Raw genomic sequence first — 713 nt, 5'->3', positions numbered from 1 at the left:
WAAAANNTTTATCAAATTTCATAATTTTAGATTCCTATAATTTCTATTTTAAATATATTTTATAGGAATTTTAAAATAACTAGGTTATGCAAGAAGTCTAATATATAAAAATTCGGTAAGACAAAAAAAGTAAATCACATAAATCCTTCTTATTTTCTTACAAATCGTTTTTTTATTACCCTAAGGCAAATGTTTTACAATTTCATTATAAAAAAATTGATATAATTTACCTGTTAAGGTAATGAATGATAAATTTTACAACTTAGAAAGGGTAAAAAACTATGTTATTTTTAACAAATATAACAAAATCAAAAGAAATTTGAAACAAAATTATTTCAATTGGAATGCCATCAACAATTGCTGTTATCGTAATTATTTTATTATGTTTAATTATTAAATATCTTAAAATTAAACGAATTATTTATACAATTATTTTATTAGTAATTATTGCTTTAATTTGTATTGCAATTTGATATTTTAAAGATGATATCTTAGGAATTGTTTCAGAATATATTAAAATTGAAAACATAAAAACATTATAAAGCTAATAAAATAAAAATAAATTTATAAAAAGACTGATTTCAATCAGTCTTTTTATAAAAATTCCTATAATAGACTTCTTGCATAACCTAGTTATTTTAAAATTCCTATAAAATATATTTAAAATAGAAATTATAGGAATCTAAAATTATGAAATTTGATAAATTTGATWA

General features: G+C 17.8%; 1 protein-coding gene. It reads left to right on the top strand.

Annotated elements, in window-relative coordinates:
• The first annotated feature begins 281 nt into the window (after positions 1–281).
• Positions 282–542: a hypothetical protein gene (locus tag EHV01_RS06245; protein ID WP_422066705.1), complete on the top strand. Its 261-nt coding sequence runs from the start codon at positions 282–284 to the stop codon at positions 540–542.
• The last annotated feature ends 171 nt before the right edge of the window (positions 543–713 follow it).

The sequence above is a fragment of the Spiroplasma sp. hy2 genome (assembly GCF_044714365.1).
Taxonomy (GTDB): Bacteria; Bacillota_I; Bacilli_A; order Mycoplasmatales; family Mycoplasmataceae; genus Spiroplasma; species Spiroplasma phoeniceum.
This window is presented reverse-complemented; position numbering and strand designations above follow the sequence as displayed.